Origin of the sequence: Streptomyces sp. NPDC046862, assembly GCF_040704615.1 — a bacterium.
Taxonomy (GTDB): domain Bacteria; phylum Actinomycetota; class Actinomycetes; order Streptomycetales; family Streptomycetaceae; genus Streptomyces.
In genome coordinates this window covers 20,225-37,548 of record NZ_JBEYXP010000055.1, presented here as the reverse complement: position 1 = coordinate 37,548, position 17,324 = coordinate 20,225, and the positions used below count along the sequence as shown (strand labels likewise).

Sequence of the window (17,324 nt, the reverse complement as noted above, 5' to 3'; positions counted from 1 at the left end):
CTCGTACCGAGGACATGAGGTGAGGGGGCGAGCGTCAGCGCTGCCCTGCGGCCCCCGCCTTTGAGGTATAGCGATCACTTTACTTGCGCTCAAGCTAGCAGGCCCTTGGCACCGATGTAAAGCGATCGGCATACTTGTGCGTGTGGAGACGACGAAGACAGCCGCAGGGCCGGCCGCCCGCGGTGGGCGCGGCGCTCGCGAGCGCATCCTGCGGGCGGCGGAAGAGCTTTTCTATGGGCACGGCATACACGCCACGGGCGTCGCCGCTCTGATCGAGCGGGCGCATGTCTCGCCCCGAACCTTCTACCAGCACTTCGCGACCAAGAACGCGCTGGTGGAGGCGTACCTGCTGCGCTTCGAATCCGAAGCGCCCATCGCGTCCGAGGTGCAGTTGACCCGCACCGACCTCACCCCCGAGCAGCGGCTGCTCGCGATCTTCGACCCGGTCGAGACCGATCCGCCGGACGTCATTCGGGGGTGCCCGTTCCACAACGCCGCCGTCGAGGCTGCCGGAGAGCTGCGGCAGGTGGCCGACCTGGTGAAGCAGCACAAGGCCGCGTTCCGTGACCGCCTGGTGGTCACCGCCGCCGAAGCGGGAGCCTCTGATCCGCAGAGCCTGGGCAGGCAGTTGGCCGTGATCTATGAAGGGGCGAACTCGCTGTCGGCTTCGTGCAACGACGCCGAGGCCTTCGTGTACGCCCGCCGCGCCGCCGAGGCGCTGTTGAAGACCGCCCTGGAGCAGACCGCGTAAGAGTTTCACCGGCGTCTGAATGCACGCTAGTGGCGTGCAGTGGCGGCAGGGAGATGAACGCGAGCGCACAGCCGACGAAGCGCGAGCGCGACCCGATGGGGGCGGTCTGCGAACACGGGCTCACCCCACTGACCGAGACCACCGCCAAGAGCCCGGAGGAACTGGCAGCGCACCTGGCCGAGATGCGGCAAGGACGGCTTCGCCTTCGCTCAGGTGTGATGACAAGAGGCAGGCCCCCTACCCGGCACGGGTAGTAAGGAGAGCCTGCCACGCACGCCGTCGCATCAGTTCGGCGAGGAGAGTCCGCGTTCCTTCAGGCGGGCCCGGTAGGCCCGTACGTTCTGAGTGTTCCCGCAGGTGGTGACGTCGTGCCACAGGCGTGAGCAGTTCTTGGAACGGTCGTAGAACGCGCCGCGGCAGCGAGGGTTCGCGCACACCTTCAGTCGGCGCATCGTGTCGGCGTAGGTGGCGGCGGCCAGTTGGACGAGGACATATGAGCGGATGCCCTCGACGCCCTTGCCGCGAGGATGCAGCTGTGCGCCGTCGGTGCCCAGCGTGATCGCTGCCGTCGTCTCGATCGACGGCACGGCGACGGCGACGGCCGCTTCTTCGCCATGGCCGGTGGCCAGTGCGGCACGGAGGGCCTCGCGCAGCGACCGGAGGCGGCCGAGGCCGCGTGCGTCGAGGGCATGCGGCGGGGGAGCGCTGGAGTCGACATGGGTGAGCGTGGCGAGGGAGGACTTCAGCCATTGCTCCGCAGCGTCCAGCGACTCCAGGAGATCGGGCTGGCGTGGCTTGCCCATGCTCGCGGTGTTCAACAGATCCTGTACGAACCCCAGCCCACCTGGGGCGCTGTCCTGCACTTCATAGCGAGCCGACGCAGGCCATCGGACCGCTGCAGTCATCTCGTCCTCCTGTGTCTTCGTGGGCCGGGGTGGCCCGTGTAAGAGCCTATCCCCTTCACTTATGACAACAGTGAGGCCGTGGAGGCGGGGGCCGTCGGGCAGGCGGCTCCCACGGGGTTCGTCAGCCCGACGGCCCCCGAGGGAACTCACTCCCCGGTGAAGTCAACGGGCGGTCGGGGCCGGCCGGCCCTGTAGGCGGCCACGGCCGACGTCAAACCGGCAGCCACGTCCTTGGACTCGAACAGCGGGACGGCGATGTCGAACATCGCGTCGTCGGCGGCCTTCACGCCCCCGGCCTCCCACACCCGCAACAGCGCCTTGTGTGCGGCATGGGCCCGGGTGGGCCCCGCGGCCACCCTGCGTGCGAACGACCGAGCGGCCTCGACGACGTCACCGTCGGGGAGGAGGCGGTTGACGACGCCGGCCTCCGCCATGGTGGCGGCGGGCACCTGTTCCGATGTCAGTGCCCATTCATAGGCCCTGGCACGGCCCGCACGAGCGGCCGACCGGTAGATTCCGCCCAGCAGCGTGACGAGGCCCAGCGTCTGCTCGGGGTGCCCGAACCGGGATCCCTCGCCGGCGAAGATCACGTCGGACCGCAGCGCGAGTTCGAAGCCGCCACCGAAGCACAGGCCGTTCACCGCCGCGATCACCGGCACGGGGATCTGCTCGAAGCGGTTGAACGCGAACATGTACCGCTCGAACAGCATCCGCAACTGCCGCACATCCATGTCGGGCCAGGTGACGATGTCCCCGCCGAAACAGAAGTCGGGCCCTTCGGCACGCAACAGGACCGCCCGCGCCCCCGACGACTCCGCTCTCTCGACCGCGGCGAGCAGCTCCTCGGCCATCTGTTCGTCGATGCGGTTCTGCGGCGGGTTGTCCAGGACGATCTCGGCGACGTGATCGTCGATGTCGACACCCAGATGACTCATCGGTACTTCATTCCTTTCAAACACGGGTGCGTCGGCACCCGCGCGGGACAGGTGGGGGCTCGGCTACGCGCCCGGAGCGGGCAGCGGCTCGCCGGCATAGAAGTGATCGGGCGGGACAATGCCGGTCAGCCGGTCGCGGATCGTGGCGGAGAAGTGCAGGGCCGCTCCGAGAGGACGATGGTGGATAGCCGCCCGGACGACCGCGCCGTCCGCGTTCTTCTCCAGAACGGTGACGCCGGAGAGCTCCACTCCGCCGAACGCCGTCGCCTTCCATTGCAGGTAGGTCGTGGTCCCGCGGGAGGCCTCGGCCGTGAATTCCAGCGACTCGTAGATCGCGCTCGCGGTGGCGAGCGTCGAGGCGACGAGCGCCCGACCGGTGATCGGCCGGGTGAGGACGCCGGCCTCCAGGACGACGTGCTCGGCGAAGCCCTCGGCGAAGGTGTTCTCGGACTGCTCCGAGAAGCCGCTCCGCCAGTCCGAGGCGGCGTCGTCGGCGTTCAGGTTCCGGAGGAAGCCGAGGGCTTCGTGGACCAGGACAAGGGGGTGTTCCACGTGCAGCCAGTGCCCGCCGCCGGAAACCGTCGCCACGCGCACACCGGGGAAGCGAGGCGCGATGACTCCGGTGACCAGTTCCTCGGTGACGAAGCCGTCGCTGTCGCCGCGGACGATGAGCACGGGACCGGGGTACGCACTCTCCTCCGGGGCCACGTCGACACCGCCGTTCCACAGGTCGACGTACCGTGCTGCCACGGGTGGGGCCACCAGCAGGCCGCTGCGGCCCAGTGCGTCCAGTGCCTCGTTGTCGAGCGCCGGTGACAGCTGCGTGCGCACGGCGCGCTGGGCCTCCGCGTTCCCGCCGAGGGTCCGGAACGGCTCGACGGCTTCCTCCGGCAGTCGGGTGCCTCCGAGGGGAACCGGCGTGAGCAGCACCAGTCCGGTGACGCGCTCGGGCCGGGCGGCGGCCGCGAGTTCGGCGACCTGAGTACCCATGCTCTGGCCCACCACAACGACCGGTCCCTCGATGTCGTCGATGACGGACACGATCTCGTCGGCGAACAGGGCCAGGCTCAGCTTCTCCGTGTCCACCGGAGCGGACGCGCGGGTCCCGGAACCCGGAAGATCGAGGCGCGCCGTCGCGACGGCGCCGTCCAGGGCCTCGACGAAGCCGTCCCAGACGGTGGCGTCGTCCAGGAAGCCGTGGACGAGCAGCAGTGTCGGCGCCCCGGGGAGCACCTCGCCACCACCGGTGACAGCAGGGTCGATGCGAAGAGAGTCTCTGGTCATTTCGGTCCCGTCTTGGTTGATCCGGAAGGCGACCATTCCGCCGTGTCGATGGGTGAGTAATCCGTAGGACGTTCATCGAGCCGTGCGCTGCGCGTCGCCCGCAGACGCTCGACGAGTCCCTCGGGAAGCGGGGTGGTGAAGATGTTGTCGACGAGCGAGTACTCGGCGGCCAGGCGCCCGACCGCCCCCAGGGCACCGATGTCGATGCGCCCTCCGGGCAGGTAGAGGTCGTCACGCACGTGGAAGCGCTTCACCCGCCCCCAGACCACGTGGTCCGGCATCGGGGGCATGGGGATGATCCGATCGACCACGCACTCCATGGAAACGGGAGCGCCGGCGATCCGGGGCGCCGCCACGACCTCACACTCGGCTTTCTCCAGGCCAAGGGCCTCGAATTCGTCGACCTCCGGGTCGAACTCGAAGGCCGAGCGGTGCACAGCGTCGGCCTGGCCGATCGACGCCATGTTGACCACGAACTCGCCGGTGTCCCGGATGTTGACGAACGTGTCCTTCGGGGTGACCTCGTCGGAGCGGGGCTGAAGGGAGATCGACACGATCGGAGGGAGGCGGCCTACGACGGTGAAGAAGGACACGGGGGCCACGTTGCCGATGCCCGCGGTCGACCGGGTGCTGACCCAGGCGATCGCGCGCGGCAGAACGCTGCCGATGAGGAGTTTGTAGCTCGAACTGGCGTCGAGCGATGCCGTATCGATGATCATCGCACTCTCCGTTGAACGCCCCGGTCGAGGCACGGGATGTCGACCGCCCGGGGAAGCACGGGGGAGTGGGGCCGACTTTGATTGGTACAGGAGCGTAGCTCTTACACATGTGACAGCGCCAGGTGTTCGGGCTCTTTTGAAATGACAGAGCCATACCGTTGTCACCTATGTATGTGGCTGCTAGGGTCCGCCGCTATGAAAGCAACGATGCTTCCTGGTCTCGTCGGCGAGCCGGCGCTGGAGCTGCTCCATGCCGCGCCCACGGGTTCCGTGATCCCGGGATCGGCCCGATTGCTGTTCGTGCACGGCCTGGGATACGCCGCCTGGTGCTGGGAGGACTGGATGTCCGCGGCAGCCGCGGCGGGTCACGACAGCTGGGCGGTCTCCCTGCGCGGCCATGGCGGCAGCGACGGCAGGGCTGCCCGTGCGGTGTTGAGCGACTACGAGCGCGACGTCGTCCGTGCCGCGCGTTCGGTCTCCGGGCCCGTCGTGCTGATCGGGCACTCCCTGGGCGGACTCGTCGTCCAACGGGCGGCTGCGGCGGCAGGGGCCACCGCGATGATCCTGGTCGCTCCGCTTCCCCCGCGTCCCGCGGTGCACACGGTGCTGTCGGTACTCCGGCGACAGCCGTTGGAAGTGCCGCGCTACATAGCCGGCAGACCACTCCGGCTGGGCCCTCACCTGCTCCACGCCCAGCCGGACGACCCGGCGACGGCCGAGCTGGGCAAGCGCCTTACGCCTGATTCCCCGCTCGTCCAGTACCAGTTCCTGTTCCACCGGCCGAAGCGTGTGCCGCCCCTGCCGGTCCTGGTGCTCGCCGGTGCCGCGGACCGGCTCGTGCCACTGGTCTCCGTGCGGGCCACCGCGAAGCGCTACGGGGCGGACATCCGGGAGATCGGCGGCGTCGGGCACGGCCTGATGCTCGACGCGGGATGGCCCGAGGGCTGGAAGCAGATCGACTCGTGGCTCGCGGACAACCGCGAGGCGGCAGCGGGCCGTTCGGGCCCGCCGCCTTCCCTGGGCGAAAAGGAATGTCGAGGACAGGAATGAACAACCATGGTTGACAAGAGAGACGTGGAGTTCACCGCTGAGGGCGGGGTGACCCTGCGCGGGTGGTACTTCGTACCGGAAGACGAAGGGCCGCATCCGGCCATCTCCATGGCTCACGGCTACGCGGGCGTCAAGGAACACGCCCTGGAGGACTTTGCCCGCCGGTTCGCCGATGCGGGCTTCGCCGTACTACTCCATGACCACCGCACGTTCGGTGCCAGCGACGGGGAGCCCCGTCAGGACGTCAACCCGTGGGTTCAGGCCGAGGACTGGCGCCGGGCGATCTCCTTCCTGGAGGCGCAGCCGGAGGTCGATGCGGGCCGGATCGGCGTGTGGGGGAGCAGTTTCGCCGGCGGGCACGCCCTCGTGCTCGGTGCCACGGACCGGCGCCTCAAGGCCGTCGTCGCGCAGGTCCCGAACATCAACGGCTACCGGCAGGGTCTTCGGCGGGTGCCTCCGCATCTCGTTCCCGCCCTTGAGGAGGGGTTCGCGGAGGAGGAGCGCAGCGCCGCCCGCGGGGAACTGCTCCAGTACCAGCAGATCGTCAGCAGTGATCCGGCGGTCCACGCGTCCTACTACTCCAGCGACGCGGTCGACTTCTATCTCCAGGAACTGCCCGAGGGAGTCTGGGAGAACCGGGTGACCGTACGGTCCACCCGCATGGCGCGCATGTACGACCCCGGGTCGCTCATCCGGCGGGTGTCCCCCACACCGCTGCTCATGATCGTGGCCGAGGCCGACTACCTGACGGTGACGGACGTCGCTCTGGAGGCCTACGAGGACGCCCTCGAGCCCAAGAAGCTGATCCTCGTTCCCGGTGGTCACTTCGACCCCTACCGCAGCCAGTTCGAACGCGCCAGTACGGGCGCGCTCGACTGGTTCCGTGAGCACCTCGGGCACACCACTGAAGGACAGGAGTAGGCCTTGGCCGGCAACAGGGATCTGCGCTACGCGGTCCACGTCTCACCCTCCATCCCCACGGCGATCAGCGATCTGCCTCCGGGAGTGGAACGGCGGATGTGGTCGCCCATCTCCTCGACACTCGTCTACGGCGACCGCGACGCGGTGCTCGTCGACCCGGTGATGACGGTTCAGCAGGCTGCCGCGCTCGCCGAGTGGGTGGAGTCGTTCGACCGGAACCTGACGACGATCTACGTCACCCATGGACACGGAGATCACTGGTTCGGGCTGGCGACCCTCCTCGAGCACTTCCCGGAAGCTCGACCGGTCGCCACGCCGGCGGTCGTCGGGCACATGGCGCAGCAGATGGACCCGGGCTTCGTCGAGGGCTTCTGGAACGCACGGTTCCCGGGCCAGATCCCGGACCGCCTCGTCGCCGCCAACCCGGTGGAAGGGGCGGTGCTCGAACTCGAGGACCGGGAGCTGACGATCGTGCCACTCGGCCACACCGACACCGACGACACGACCGCGCTGCATGTCCCGTCGATCGGCCTGGTCGTCGCAGGGGACGCCGCCTACAACGACGTGCATCTCTACCTCGCCGAGTCCCCGAGTGCGGGCCGCACGGCATGGAAGGAGGCACTCGACGTGATCGCAGACCTCGACCCCACCCACGTCGTGGCCGGACACAAGCGTCCGGACCGGCCTGACTCGCCGGACATCCTCGCCGAGACCCGCGCGTACATCGACGACTTCGAGGACTGCGTCGAACGCACCGGCTCCACCGAGGAGTTGTACAGGGCGATGCTGGAGATCCACCCCGACCGTGTGAATCCCGGTGCCCTGTGGGGCTCGGCACGTTCCGTGAAGGGCTGACCCACTCCATCGCTGTCAGGCGCCTCGCTTTCAGCACCCACTTGCAGGAACAGGGAGACCTCCATGCCGGACTTCTCCGATCTCGTCTTCGTGAACGGCTCCGTCCTCACCGTCGACCCCGACTTCACCATCGCCTCCGCGCTCGCGGTGAGCGACGGCGTCATCACCGCCGTAGGCGCACGAGGGGACGTCGAGGACCTGATCGGCCCGGACACCCGCGTCGTCGACCTCGCCGGGGGAACCCTCCTGCCGGGTATCAACGATTCACATCTGCACGGCTGTGCCTGGGGGATCAGCTCACCGCCGCTGGCGCTCGACCTCGGGTATCCGGCCGTGCGGTCCATCGCCGACGTGGCGGAGGCGGTGCGCGCCGCGGCCGAACGCACCCCGCCCGGTCACTGGATCATGGGCACCGGCTGGGACCTCGGTTACCTCGCCGAGTGCACCGAGGACCCCTCACGCCTGCCCACCCGGCATGACCTCGACGCCGTGAGCCCCGAGCACCCGGTGCTGCTGCTGGACTTCTCCGCGCACGCCACCTGGGTCAACTCCACGGCGCTCGGTGTCGCCGGGATCGCCCGGGACACGGCGGCCCCGCCCGGCGGGGTCATCGTCACCGACGCCGTGGGGGAGCCGACCGGCCTGTTCCAGGAGGGCGCCCAGGTCCTGGTCCAGCAGGCGCTGCCGTCGCTCACCCCGGACGTCCGGGCCCTGGCGGTCCGATCCACCCTCGCGAAGCTGCGTGCCCTGGGCATCACCAGCTACACGGAACCGGGCCTCGGTCCCGGCGGTGACCGGATGATGGGCGGGGCGCTGTCCCAAGAGACCCTCGACGTCTACCGGCGACTGCTGGCCGACGGTGAACTGACCGCCCGAGTCAGCGTGTTGCTGCTGCCCACGGGCATGTCGAGTACGGCGGCCGACTTCACACGCGCTCTGGACGGCTACGACGTACCCGAAAGCGACGATCCGAGGCGACTCAACATCATCGGCGTCAAGATCTTCGCCGACGGCATTCCGCCCAACAAGACGGCCTGGATGCACGAGGCGTACCTCGGCGGCGGCTGCGGCGCGTTGTGCGTGGGCGGCGAGACCGACGAGGAGCGGGTCGCCGCGATCGCGGAGATGGTCCGGCACGCACACGCCGCCGGTTACCAGGTCGGCGTACACGTGACCGGGGACCGCGGCATCGACACCGTCGTCGACGCCTTCGCCGCCGCCACCGCCGGGCAACCGCGCCCGGACGCCCGGCACTACGTCATCCACGGCGACTTCCTGACGCCGCGCAGCATGAAGACGCTCGCCCAGCACGGCTTCGCCGTCAACATGAATCCCACGATCAAGTGGACCATCGCGGACCTGGAGGAGGAGTTCGTCGGGCCGGAGCGGGCCGCGTACGAATGGCCGTACCGGGACGCCCTCGACGCCGGCGTCAGGGTGGCGAGCAGCTCGGACGCACCGGTCACCTTCCCCGACTGGCGTCAGGGCATCGCCACGATGCTGCTGCGCGAGTCCAAGGCCAGCGGTCGCGTCAGCGGGCCCGAGCAGCGCATCACGCTCGCGGAGGCGGTGCGTACGTACACCATCGACGCGGCTTGGCAGGACTTCGCCGAGGAGTGGAAGGGCTCCCTGGAGGTCGGCAAGGTCGCCGACCTGTGCGTGCTGGCCGGCGACCTGCTCACCGCCGACCCGCGCGCCATCGCGGAGCTGCCGGTGGCGCTCACCGTGCTCGGCGGAGAGGTCGTGCACGACGCGCTCGAAAGCTGACGGGAAGAAGGCGCGTGCAGGGTCCGCCCTGGGCTCTGCGGGCCGCCTCGAACGCCTTCCGGGCCCGACGACAAAGCTCCCGCCCAGCGAACGCGCACCTGCCGGAGCACCCTTCCACGGACGCCTACCCGGAAAGCCCCGTGGCGCGGCGTCGTTGCCCGGCCACTCGGGTGGCGAGAGTGCGCGGGAACTCTGCCGCGAGCCCCGGGCACGGCGTGCACCACATTTGCGTTACGCGAACCTATGTTACCGTGACCTAGCTAATGGCACTGCGACTTTGTGCGACCAACGCGGTGTACATGCCAGTAGGCGCAGTTCGCATCCCCCACACACCTCCACCGGAGTGTTCATGAGCACTGCGACGTCGCGACGCGACAGCCGTGGCCTGCCTGCAACACCTCGACGTGCGCTCCGCGGGCTGCCACTCGTCGGCGCTTGAGTGAAGGCCCGCAGTGCGTGCGCAAGCGGAACGGCCGGACCACCGGGCCGAACAAACGCGCGGTCACCGCAGGTGCACTGAAGCGTTCGCCGTCAAGCGCGGATCGAGGCCATGCGCCCGCACGCGCACGAGGCAGGCGGACCAGCCTTTTCACCCATCTCACCCGAGAAGAGGCCCCCATGACCGTCGAATCGCTTCACCACCACCCGAGCCCCGTCCCTCTCGACCCCCGCGGTGTCGACCTGCCCGGGCAAGCGGCCCGGCTTCGAGCGCTGGGAGACGTGGCCGCGGTAGAACTGCTCGGCGGCGTACGCGCCTGGATGCCCACCTCGCAGCGGGTCCTGGAACCGCTGCTGACAGACCCCCGCGTCAGCCGTGACGCCCGCCTGCACTGGGACGCCTGGCGCAACGGCTGGCTGGAGAACCACCCCGACGCCCACTGGATGTACGGACTCATAGGCGACAACATGTTCTCGTCCTACGGGCCCGACCACGCCAGGCTGCGCAAACTTGTCGCCCCCGCTTTCACCGGCCGGCGCATCAAAGCGCTGCAGCCGTCATTCGACCGCCTCGTCTCCGATCTTCTCGGTCAACTGGCCCACAATCGGCGCGGCGAGGTGACAGACCTGCGCGCCGGTTTCACCGACCCGCTGCCGCTCCGTGTGATCTGCGAGATGTTCGACCTGCACGGCGACGGGGCCGCCGCGGTGAAGAACTTCGCCAACATCGCGCTGACCACGCCCGAGTCGCAGGAAGGCGCCGCCGCGTTCATTGCCTGCCGCGCGGCCTTCGCCGAGGTCCTGGCCCACAAGCGGGCTCGGCCCGGTGACGACCTGACCACGGCGCTCGTCCAGGCGCAGGACGGCAACGACACCCTCACCGATATCGAGATCATCGACACGATGGTCCTCGTCCTGGGGGCCGGCCTCGAGACGACTGTCCACCTGATCGGCAACGCTGTCGTCGCGCTGCTGCAGAACCCCGACCAGTTCGCCCTCGTACGCGAGGGTCAGGTGCCGTGGGAGACCGTGGTGGAGGAGGCCCTGCGCTTCGCTCCCGCCGCCCCGATGAGCCCGCTGCGGTTCGCCGTGGAGGACATCACCATAGGCGACGTCCGTATCCGCGCCGGCGAGGCGATCCTGGCCGCCTTCGGCTTCTTCGGGTGGGACCCGGAGCAGCACGGGGAGAGTGCCGACCGCTTCGACATCACCCGCCCCACCCCCATCAAGCACATGGCCTTCGGTCACGGCGCACACCGCTGCCTCGGCGCACCGCTGGCCCGCGCCGAGGCGCTCACCGCGCTGCCGGCGCTCTTCGGGCGTTTCCCCCAACTGACGCTCGTCGAGGGCCAGCCGCTCGACCGTGTGGCGTCGTTCCTGGTCCACGGGTTCAGGGAGATCAAGGTCGTCCTCAAACCCTGAAGCTCCATTTGGACGTTCGCGTGAGGGCCCCCGCGCCGCCACCACCCGGCGGCGGCGCGGCGGAGCCGTCACGGGTGGGTGTAGTCGACCGCCGCGGGCTCGGCGAACTCGTCGAGCTCGGGGAGGTTTACGACGACGGGGTCGACGCCGGAGCGGACCACGGCCCAGACCGTCTCGAACTCCGCGGAGGCGTTGATCTCCTGATGGACGACGTGCGCGGGGATGAACACGAAGTCGCCGGGGCCCGCTTCGGCGACGTTCTCCAGCTTGTCGCCCCACCGGTAGCGGGCGGTGCCGCTGATGACGTAGAGGACGGTTTCCTGGTCGCCGTGGTGGTGGGCTCCGGTGGCGGCGCCCGGTCGGACGGTGCTGCGGAACGCGGACAGGTGGGCTGCGCCCGGGTTGCGTCCGTCGAAGGCGACCTCGCGGATCAGGCCGGGGGTCTGGGGGGTGTTGCCGTCGAGCTGGTCGCGGTGCAAGACGCGGATCTGGGGGTCGGCGTGGGTGTCGCCCATGGGGATTCGTTCTCCGGTGTCAGAGTGTGCGTTGGCGGTCAGGATGTACCGTCGGTACGGGTGGCCAGCGGCCAGGACTCTCCTCCGATGACGAAGAGGAGGAGCCAGACGATGGCCAGGTCCATGAATCCGAGCGCGTTGCCCGCGATGCCCGGGGCGATCGTCGGCTCATGGAGGACGTGGGCGGCGACGAGCCGGTAGTACACGGTGAACGTGACGACGGCGAGCGCCAGGGTGACGAGCACACGCACGACGCGGTTCTTCGCCGGGGTGAGGTGCTGGGGCCAACTCGCGGCGCAGTTCGGCCAGAAGATCATCCAGAAGACCCAGCACACACCGAGCTGTGCGGGGAATGCACTCAGCGCGTCCGCGCCGAGAGCGGCCCGTGCGTCGTCGCCCAGGAGGAGGCGGGTCGCTCCGGACAGGGTGAAGTACAGGCCGGTGCCCACCAGGACGTTGCCCAGCGCGGTGCACAGGAACCAGCCGCCTCTGCTCCGCACCGTGTTCCAGGGCCAGTTGTCGGTGAGGTTGCCGGTGACGATGACGGAGACCACGATCGAGTAGAAGAAGCCGACGACCTGGTTGGCGCTCAGCGGCGCGTGTTCGACGCTGCTCCAACCGGCCAGCACCGGCAGGGCGAAGGCGGCGTACAGGACGACGCTCGCCACTGTGGCGACGGCGATCTCGGCGATGCCGGCCCAGGGTTGGCCGAGGCCGAGGGTCTTCCACGGGCGGTGCTCGAAGACGGTCGCGGCGGGCACGTTGGTCACGAAGACGAAGAGGACGAAGATGGCGCCGGTGAAGTAGCCGGCGCCGCCGGGCCGTTCCGGTGCGAAGCTCGGGTCGACCTGGCTCCAGGCCAGGGCGAGGAGGGCGGTGATGCCGACGCCGACGCCGATGGTGACGGCGGCGAAGGCGAGCCCGCGCAGGGGTTGGGCCAGCCGGTCGAAGCCCTTCAGTTCCAGGTTGAAGGCGAGACAGACGATGGCGAAGAGCGTCCAGAAGATCACCGCGTTCGCCGGGCTGCCGTAGACGTCCAGGACGGCCCACCGGGGGTCGATGAGAAGCCACCAGGTGGCGAGCGAGAGTGCTGCCACGACCAGCAGAGTCAGGCCGGCCCGGCGTGCCTGACCTGTCGGCGAAGCGGTGGTGTCCGGTGGGGGTTGGGGTGCCGTGGCGGCTGTCGCTCTCACGGCGTGCTGTGCGTTGTGCATGGGTCCTCCCCGCGTCGTTGCTGGGTGAGGACATGGTCAGGGGCACACAATCCCCCGTCGTCTGTGTGGCAGCACAGTCTTCGGAGAGCCTCCTGTCCGACGGGACAGGTCAGGCGCCGCGTGTGATGTCGTCGATCGCGATGGCGGTACGCAGCGTGGTCAGGTCGGTGACCTTGGTCAGCGAGACACCCAGCAGGGATTCGATGCGCTTGATGCGCAGACCGACGGTGTTGGGGTGGATGAACAGGGTCTCAGCCGTGGCGCTCGTGTTGAGGTCGTTGTCGAGATAGGTGCGCAGGGTGGTGACGAGGTCGGTGCCACGGCGGCGGTCGTAGTCCCGCAGGGGGCCGATCCAGCGTGCGGCGAGGGCGCCCATGCGCTCGGGCTCGACGTCGGCGAGCAGCATGCCGATCATGCCGGCCGACGCCACCGTGAGAACGTCCTCCTCCGGGGCGTACCGCAGGAGCCGGAGCAGACCGTGCACCTGGCGGAAGGCGCCGGGCAGTTGGTCCGGCGCGGGGCACGTCTCACTGACGGCCACGCGTACGCCGCCTTCCAGGCCCTGGGAGGCGACGGCGCGGATCTGGCGGGCGAGTCGTTCCCCGTCGTCCGGGTCCGTGGCCGGTGCGACGATCACGATGGCGCCGTCGCGCAGGGCCAGTAGTGGCTTGGGCCGGGGCCGGGACAGCATGAGCGACTGCACCAGGCGCAGCAGTTGTGCGGTGACGGTCTCGCCGGGCTGTTCGGGGCGGACGGCCAGGACACGTTGCGGCAGGCGCAGGTCGCTGCCGAGGCGGTCACCGCGGGCGATGGCGGCGGCCGGGTCGGTGAGCGTGCCGCTCGCCAGCTCCGAGACGAGGTCTCCCCGCAGCTGCCACTGCGCGTCGACGACGGCTCGGCGGCGCAGCATCTCCAGGCCGAGCACCACCGCCGCCTGCTCGATGGCGCGCAGTCGCAGGTCGTTGAGCTCGCTCTCGCCGGCCAGCCAGAGGACGCCGAGCGTCTCCTCCCCGACCCGTACCGGCCCGGCCAGCAGACCGGGGAACAGCGACGAGGACGTCACCGGGGTGGCATGGGTGACGAGGTCGAGCAGCGAGTGGTCTCCCTGTCGCTGGGGCCAGGACAGCCAGTCCGGCGGCCGGACCGACACCCCGGCGCGGGGCACGGTGGCCAGCACCTGGCCGGAGACGTCCTGCACGGCCACAGCACGGTCCGTGGCCTCGGCCAGGGCGGTGGCGATGTCGGTGAGGCCGCCGCCGCGCCGGGCGACGCCGATGAAGCGGTCGTGGATGGCGGCGTGCTGTCGCAGCAGTTCGTTCAGGGAGCTGAGCTCGCGGACGCGGTGACGGTCGCGCTCCAGCTGGGCGCTGGTCTCCAGGGCGATCCCGGCATGGCTGGCGAGCACTTGCAGCAGTTCGCGTCCGCCGGGGCCGAGACGGCGTGGATCACTGCCGTAGACGTTCATCGTGCCCACGATCCGACCCTGGTTGCGCAGCGGCACCGCCGCCATGGAGTGGTGGCCGTGCTCCTGGGCGGCCTTGGCCCACGGTCCGTAGGAGGGGTCGTGGGCGATGTCCTCGACAATCACGGGCGCCTCTTCGACGAAGGCACGACGCGACGGGCTGCCCACGAAGCCGCCATCCGGAGCCAGCAGCAGCGGTGACTCCTCGTTCACCAGGCGCAGGTAGGCCTCGCTCAGGCCCCACGAGCCCTCGATCCGCAGGGCGATCCGGTCGGCGTCGGCCAACAGGACGGCCGCGCTCTCATACCCGAGCAGCCGACAGGCCGTGCGAGCGATCTGGTGGAGGAGCACGGGCAGGTCACGCTGCTGGTTGACGGCGATCGCCAGTTCGTCGATGGCGCTCATCCAGCGCAGGAGGTCCGGCGGCGCGGAGGCAGGGAAGGCCATCTGTTCCTCCTCGCACGGTCTGCCGGCACGCGATGCTGTGCCCGCCCCCATGCTAAGGGCGAACCACTGTGGAGCGACACATCCGGCAACCCGTGCGACCGGAGCAACGATGGCGTCCACCACCCCCGGGGCGAGAGGAATCCACGGTGGACAGCTACAAGGGCCAGCGCGCCGCAGTGGTCGGCGGCTCCATCGGAGGACTGACGAGTGCACTGCTGCTGCGCGAGTTGGGCTTCACCGTCGACATCTACGAGCGCACACCGACTCTTCTGGAGAACCGCGGCGGCGGCATCGTGCTGCAGCCCACCACCATGAAGTGGTTCGGTGAGCGAAGCACGCGGCGCATCGAGGAGCTGAGCACGGTGACGCGCCGTCTGCGCTATCTGGGCGAGCGCAACGAAGTGCTGCACGACGAACCGGCCGAGTGGCGCTACTCGTCCTGGTCGACGATCTACCGCGCGCTGCTCGACGACTTCGGCACCGACCGCTACCACCTGGGCGAGTTCTGCGCCGGCTTCGACCAGGACGCCGACGGCGTGACACTGCGGTTCGTCTCCGGCCGGAGCGAGACCGCCGACCTGGTGGTCTTCGCCGACGGCATCGCATCCACCGCCCGCAAGCGGCTCTTCCCGGACCTGCCGCGCGAGTACTCCGGGTACGTGGGCTGGCGCGGCACCGTACCCGAGGGCGAGGTGAGCGAGGGGACCCGGCGGCTGCTGGGCGAAGCGCTCACGTACAGCGTGGCCCGCGACACCCACATCGTCCTCTACCCGATCCCCGGCCTCGACGGTGGGATCAAGGAGGGGCAGCGGCTACTCAACTACGTCTGGTACCGCAACGTACCGGCGGGCCCGCCACTCGACGAGCTGACCACGGACCTGCGCGGCTTCGAGTGCCCGGTCTCCGTCCACCCCGGTCAGGTGCAACAGCGGTTCGTCGACGAAATGCGGACGACGGCCGAGGAGTTGCTGGCGCCGGCGGTGGCGGAGACGGTCATCCGCACCCAACAGCCTTATCTCCAGGTCGTGTTCGACACCCGTATTCCCGCGATGGCCGAGGGCCGGGTGGCGATCATCGGTGACGCGGCCTTCGCCGCCCGCCCGCACGCCGCCGCCGGCACGGCCAAGGCCGCCGACGACGCCTGGACGCTCTACGAACACCTGCGCACGTTCAGCGGCGACATCCCCACCGCCCTCAAGCGCTGGGAACCGGCTCAGCTGCAACTGGGCAACCAACTGATCGACCGCGTCGCCCGGATGGGCCGCCGCTCCCAGGTCGAAGGCACCTGGACCCCGGGCGATCCCGACCTGCGCTTCGGCCTCCACGGGCCCGGCATGTGACCGACGGCCGGACTGTACCGCCGAGCCTCCCGCACCACCGCACCACCGCACCATTCAACAAAGGAGTTGGACATGAAGGCACTCGTCTACGACGGACCGGGGAAGATCGAGTACCGGGACCACCCGATGCCGAAGCTGACCGAGAACACCGACCTCCTCATGCGTGTCACCCACACCACGATCTGCGGCACCGACTCCCACATCATCAAGGGCGGTGTGCCCACGGTGAAGCCGGGCACCGTCCTCGGACACGAGGCCACCGGCGTCGTCGAGGAGGTCGGCTCGTCGGTCACGAACGTCCGGCCCGGAGACAGGATCCTGGCCGCCTGTGTCAGCGCGTGCGGCTACTGCAGGTTCTGCACCACCGGCATGTACGGGCAGTGCGTCCACGCCGGCTGGGCCCTCGGCCACACGATCGACGGTGTCCAGGCGGAGTACGCCCGTATCCCGTTCGCCCGCAACTCCGTCTACAAGATCCCCGACGAGCTGACCGACGAGCAGGTCCTGTTCCTCACCGACATCCTCGCCACGGGCTACGAGGTCGGCGTCCTCAACGGCCAGGTACGCCCCGGCGACACCGTCGTCATCGTCGGTGCCGGCCCGGTGGGCCTGTCGTCGACCGTGACGGCCAAGCTGTTCTCGCCGCGCAACATCGTCGTCGTCGAACGCACCCCCGCCCGCCGCGAGATGGCCCTCAAGCTGGGTGCCACCCACGCCGTCGGCGAGGACGAGGTCCACGACCTGGTCGCCAGGCTCACCGACGGCTTCGGCGCGGACGTCACCATCGAGGCCGTCGGCTTCCCGGACGCTTTCGAGCTCGCCGCCGATCTGGTCCGCTCCGGCGGACGCGTCGCCAACATCGGTGTCCATGAGGGCCCGGCCACCCTCCACCTGGAGAAGCTGTGGGCCAAGCAGGTCACCATCACCACCGGTATCCCCTCCGGTCTCACCATCCCGCAGCTGATGAACTCCATCGCGACCGGCGCCCTCGACGCCACCCAGCTCATCAGCCACCGTCTAGACCTGAGCGAGACGATGAAGGGATACGACATCTTCACCCGCAGCGCCGATACCGGCGCCCTGAAGGTCGTCCTCACCAACGGCTGACCCACGCGCCGACTCCCCTCGGCGCCGGCGGTCGACCGTCGAGCCCGGTCCGCTACGGACCGGGCTCGACGGTTTTCATTGTGAGACCGGCGACGGCCACGCGCACGAAGTAGTCGGGTGTGCCGAACAGCCTGGGCAGCTCCAGCACCTCCTCGGCCCGCGCCGGTGTCTGCTCGAAACGCTCCACCGTCT

16 protein-coding genes are annotated in these 17,324 nt (G+C 69.5%); 8 read left to right on the top strand and 8 right to left on the bottom strand.

All coding sequences use genetic code 11. The features are described from left to right. Positions 1 to 142 precede the first annotated feature (142 nt). Positions 143 to 751, top strand: a complete 609-nt coding sequence (locus AB0959_RS42205; RefSeq protein ID WP_366832150.1) for a helix-turn-helix domain-containing protein — start codon at positions 143 to 145, stop codon at positions 749 to 751. Between the two features lie 284 nt (positions 752 to 1,035). Here AB0959_RS42205 and AB0959_RS42200 read toward each other — a convergent pair whose 3' ends face one another. The 4 genes from AB0959_RS42200 to AB0959_RS42185 form a co-directional block, all read right to left on the bottom strand. After that, positions 1,036 to 1,656 (bottom strand): CGNR zinc finger domain-containing protein, encoded by a 621-nt coding sequence (locus tag AB0959_RS42200; RefSeq protein ID WP_366832149.1) that lies wholly within the window; start codon positions 1,654 to 1,656, stop codon positions 1,036 to 1,038. Positions 1,657 to 1,802: 146 nt separating this feature from the next. Continuing rightward, positions 1,803 to 2,591 carry an enoyl-CoA hydratase/isomerase family protein gene (locus AB0959_RS42195; protein ID WP_366832148.1) on the bottom strand — a complete coding sequence of 263 codons (789 nt, stop codon included), beginning with the start codon at positions 2,589 to 2,591 and terminating at the stop codon, positions 1,803 to 1,805. A 63-nt stretch (positions 2,592 to 2,654) separates the two neighbouring features. Continuing rightward, entirely contained in the window at positions 2,655 to 3,875 is a 1,221-nt protein-coding gene (locus AB0959_RS42190) for an alpha/beta hydrolase (protein WP_366832147.1), read from the bottom strand. Beyond that, positions 3,872 to 4,594 carry a flavin reductase family protein gene (locus AB0959_RS42185; RefSeq protein ID WP_366832146.1) on the bottom strand — a complete coding sequence of 241 codons (723 nt, stop codon included), beginning with the start codon at positions 4,592 to 4,594 and terminating at the stop codon, positions 3,872 to 3,874. The genes AB0959_RS42190 and AB0959_RS42185 overlap by 4 nt, the downstream gene beginning before the upstream one ends. 195 nt (positions 4,595 to 4,789) lie before the next feature. Between AB0959_RS42185 and AB0959_RS42180 the strand changes: the two genes are divergently transcribed. From AB0959_RS42180 to AB0959_RS42160, 5 genes are all read left to right on the top strand, one after another. Continuing rightward, a complete protein-coding gene (locus AB0959_RS42180; RefSeq protein ID WP_366832145.1) occupies positions 4,790 to 5,644 on the top strand; it encodes an alpha/beta hydrolase in 855 nt (284 codons plus the stop codon). A gap of 6 nt (positions 5,645 to 5,650) precedes the next feature. Beyond that, positions 5,651 to 6,565: an alpha/beta fold hydrolase gene (locus tag AB0959_RS42175; protein ID WP_366832144.1), complete on the top strand. Its 915-nt coding sequence runs from the start codon at positions 5,651 to 5,653 to the stop codon at positions 6,563 to 6,565. Positions 6,566 to 6,568: 3 nt separating this feature from the next. After that, on the top strand, positions 6,569 to 7,420 hold the full coding sequence (locus AB0959_RS42170; RefSeq protein WP_366832143.1) for an MBL fold metallo-hydrolase: 852 nt from the start codon (positions 6,569 to 6,571) through the stop codon (positions 7,418 to 7,420). 63 nt (positions 7,421 to 7,483) lie between these two features. After that, positions 7,484 to 9,187: an amidohydrolase gene (locus AB0959_RS42165; RefSeq protein ID WP_366832142.1), complete on the top strand. Its 1,704-nt coding sequence runs from the start codon at positions 7,484 to 7,486 to the stop codon at positions 9,185 to 9,187. Between the two features lie 618 nt (positions 9,188 to 9,805). Next, positions 9,806 to 11,047 carry a cytochrome P450 gene (locus tag AB0959_RS42160; protein ID WP_366832141.1) on the top strand — a complete coding sequence of 414 codons (1,242 nt, stop codon included), beginning with the start codon at positions 9,806 to 9,808 and terminating at the stop codon, positions 11,045 to 11,047. 68 nt (positions 11,048 to 11,115) lie between these two features. Here AB0959_RS42160 and AB0959_RS42155 read toward each other — a convergent pair whose 3' ends face one another. The 3 genes from AB0959_RS42155 to AB0959_RS42145 all read right to left on the bottom strand — a co-directional run bounded on the left by AB0959_RS42155 (position 11,116) and on the right by AB0959_RS42145 (position 14,685). Continuing rightward, on the bottom strand, positions 11,116 to 11,562 hold the full coding sequence (locus AB0959_RS42155) for a cupin domain-containing protein (RefSeq protein ID WP_366832140.1): 447 nt from the start codon (positions 11,560 to 11,562) through the stop codon (positions 11,116 to 11,118). Between the two features lie 38 nt (positions 11,563 to 11,600). Continuing rightward, positions 11,601 to 12,659, bottom strand: a complete 1,059-nt coding sequence (locus tag AB0959_RS42150) for a hypothetical protein (RefSeq protein WP_366832139.1) — start codon at positions 12,657 to 12,659, stop codon at positions 11,601 to 11,603. Between the two features lie 226 nt (positions 12,660 to 12,885). Continuing rightward, complete coding sequence (locus tag AB0959_RS42145) at positions 12,886 to 14,685, bottom strand: GAF domain-containing protein (RefSeq protein ID WP_366832138.1); 1,800 nt, start codon at positions 14,683 to 14,685, stop codon at positions 12,886 to 12,888. Positions 14,686 to 14,831: 146 nt separating this feature from the next. Between AB0959_RS42145 and AB0959_RS42140 the strand changes: the two genes are divergently transcribed. Together AB0959_RS42140 and AB0959_RS42135 are read left to right on the top strand one after the other, a co-directional pair. After that, positions 14,832 to 16,025 carry an FAD-dependent monooxygenase gene (locus AB0959_RS42140; RefSeq protein ID WP_366832137.1) on the top strand — a complete coding sequence of 398 codons (1,194 nt, stop codon included), beginning with the start codon at positions 14,832 to 14,834 and terminating at the stop codon, positions 16,023 to 16,025. A gap of 72 nt (positions 16,026 to 16,097) precedes the next feature. Next, positions 16,098 to 17,132: an alcohol dehydrogenase catalytic domain-containing protein gene (locus tag AB0959_RS42135; protein WP_366832136.1), complete on the top strand. Its 1,035-nt coding sequence runs from the start codon at positions 16,098 to 16,100 to the stop codon at positions 17,130 to 17,132. A gap of 52 nt (positions 17,133 to 17,184) precedes the next feature. On the opposite strand, the gene AB0959_RS42130 is transcribed toward AB0959_RS42135, so the two are convergent. Then, positions 17,185 to 17,319 carry a hypothetical protein gene (locus AB0959_RS42130; RefSeq protein WP_366832135.1) on the bottom strand — a complete coding sequence of 45 codons (135 nt, stop codon included), beginning with the start codon at positions 17,317 to 17,319 and terminating at the stop codon, positions 17,185 to 17,187. Positions 17,320 to 17,324 lie beyond the last annotated feature (5 nt).